The sequence below is a fragment of the uncultured Sunxiuqinia sp. genome, from assembly GCF_963974515.1.
GTDB lineage: Bacteria > Bacteroidota > Bacteroidia > Bacteroidales > Prolixibacteraceae > Sunxiuqinia.
The window spans coordinates 1-2606 of the sequence record NZ_CAXBDD010000209.1 but is presented as its reverse complement, the minus strand read 5'-3'; the positions used below and the strand labels follow the sequence as shown (position 1 = coordinate 2606).

Here is a 2606-nt window from a genome sequence, read left to right as displayed (position 1 = left end):
AGCTACCTTACGATGGACAAAGAAAACGGTGTTTTTGCTATTGTAGAAAATAGTGAGGCGACGCCAATTTTGGTTGATGCGGATGATTACCCGGGAATTGCCTCAGTGGCCGGCTGGTTTGCCAATGATATTCAAAAGGTCACTGGGCAGTCAGCTAAAATCTACCAGTCGGAACTGTCCGAATCCAGCCAGCTTATTTTGGTGGGTACCCTGGGCAAAAATCAATGGATTGACCTATTGGTGGCTGAAGGAAAACTGGATGTGTCGGATATCAGCGGACAGTGGGAGCGCAGCCTGACCCAAGTCATTGAAAACCCGTTCCCAAATATTGAAAAGGCTTTGGTTTTAGCTGGAAGTGATAAGCGCGGAGCCATTTATGCCATGCTGAATTTGTCGCGCGAAATGGGCGTTTCGCCCTGGTACTGGTGGGCCGACGTTCCGGTTGATCAACATGAAGCAGTGTATGTCAAGGCGGGACGGTTTGTAACCGAAAGCCCAAAAGTGAAATACCGCGGCATTTTTCTGAATGACGAAGAACCTGCTTTAGGTGGCTGGGTTCGCGAAACCTTTGGCGGATTCAACCACAAGTTTTATTCCAAGGTCTTTGAATTGATTCTTCGGCAACGCGGAAACTTTCTGTGGCCGGCCATGTGGGGCAAAGCCTTTTACGATGATGATCCGGAGAACGGCCGTCTGGCTGATGAACTGGGCATCGTGGTGAGCACTTCGCATCACGAGCCGCTGGGGAAAGCCCACGTGGAGTGGGATCGCTATGGATCGGGAGCCTGGGACTACAATAAAAATCCCAAGGTGCTGACCGACTTTTGGACCAAGGGCATGGAGCGCATGAAAGAGTATGAAACGGTTGTCACCGTTGGGATGCGTGGTGATGGCGATGAAGCCATGAGCGAAGGAACCAATATTGCCCTGTTGGAGAAAATTGTTCGCGACCAGCGGAAAATCATTGGCAAAGTGACCGGAAAAAAAGCGGAGGAAACACCCCAGGTTTGGGCGCTCTACAAGGAAGTACAGGATTACTACGACCATGGCATGCGGGTGCCCGATGATGTCACCCTGCTGCTTTGCGACGACAACTGGGGGAATGTGCGCAAGTTGCCCGATTTAGATGCCCCGCCCCACAAAGGAGGTTTTGGAATGTACTATCATTTTGACTACGTAGGTGGTCCGCGAAACTATAAATGGATCAATGTCAGTCAAATTCAGCGGGTTTGGGAACAAATGAACCTGACCTACAGTCATGGCGTTGACCGGATTTGGGTGGTGAATGTGGGCGATCTGAAACCGATGGAATATCCCATCAGCTTCTTTCTGGATATGGCGTGGGACCCGACCCGGTTCAACGCACAAAACCTGTTGCAGCATACCGAAGATTGGTGTGCCGAACAGTTTGGAGAAGCATATGCCAATGAAGCAGCGCGCATCATCAATCGGTACACGAAATACAACCACCGCGTAACACCCGAATTGCTGAATGCCAGAACCTACAGTCTGGAAAACTACAACGAGTTTGAGCGGGTACGCAACGATTACCGTGACCTGACCTTGGACGCGTTACGTTTGTACAACCTGATTCCAAACAAGTACAAAGATGCGTTCGATCAGCTGGTGCTTTTCCCGACCAATGCCAGTTCGAACTTGTATGAAATGTATTATGCCGTGGCTAAAAACCATCAACTGGCCGAAGAGAGTGACGTTCAGGCAAACTACTGGGCCGGGGTTGTCAAGCAGTGCTACGACCGCGACTCCTTGTTGACGGTTCATTACAACGAGCAGATAGCCGGCGGAAAATGGAACCATACGATGGATCAGATTCGCATCGGTTACACTTACTGGCAGGAACCCCGGCAGCGAAAAATGCCCGAGGTACAATGGGTGAAGGTCCCGGAAGTAACAAATGAAGATTTGGCCTTTCAGGAAGCCGATGGTTACGTATCTATTGAGGCCGAAAACTACCAACTGGCCAAAGGAACCGACAAAATCCGATGGCAAGTTATTCCGGATTTGGGCAAAACCGTTTCGGGTGTGACCACCTTCCCGCAAAACGAGTATCCTGCGGCGAGTGAGCCGGTTTATCTTGAGTATGCCGTTGATTTTGAATCGATCGGGGAATTTGAAGTGCATGTGTTGGTTTCGACCACCCTAAATTTTAACGCCAACAAAGGCTTGCGGTATGCCATTTCGTTTGATGGAGCCGAAGAACAAATTGTTAACATCAATGGGGCGTATCGGGGAGAATTGGGCGAATGGCAGGCTACGCGCATCAACCAAACCGTAACCAAACACCAGATTGAGAAAGCGGGTTTGCACCGTTTGCATATCCGCGTGCTGGAGCCGGGCATCGTGCTGCAAAAAATAATGATTGACACCGGAGGTTTAGAGCCCAGTTATTTGGGGGCATCTCAGAGTAAACGCATAAAACAATAACAAATGAATCAATACAAAATAGTTTTCGGATTATTGCTGTTGCTGCTGTTTGCGGCATTTCCTTTCCAAACAGATGCTGCCGTTAAACTGCCGCGCCTGGTGAGTGACGGTATGGTGTTGCAGCGCGACCAGCCGCTGAAGATATGGGGCTGGGCCAATCC

At 49.9% G+C, this 2606-nt stretch carries 1 protein-coding gene; it reads left to right on the top strand.

Annotated elements, in window-relative coordinates; genetic code table 11:
• A partial coding sequence (locus tag AAC033_RS18940) for a glycosyl hydrolase 115 family protein (protein ID WP_339741114.1) occupies positions 1-2445 on the top strand: 2445 nt, incomplete at its 5' end.
• Positions 2446-2606 lie beyond the last annotated feature (161 nt).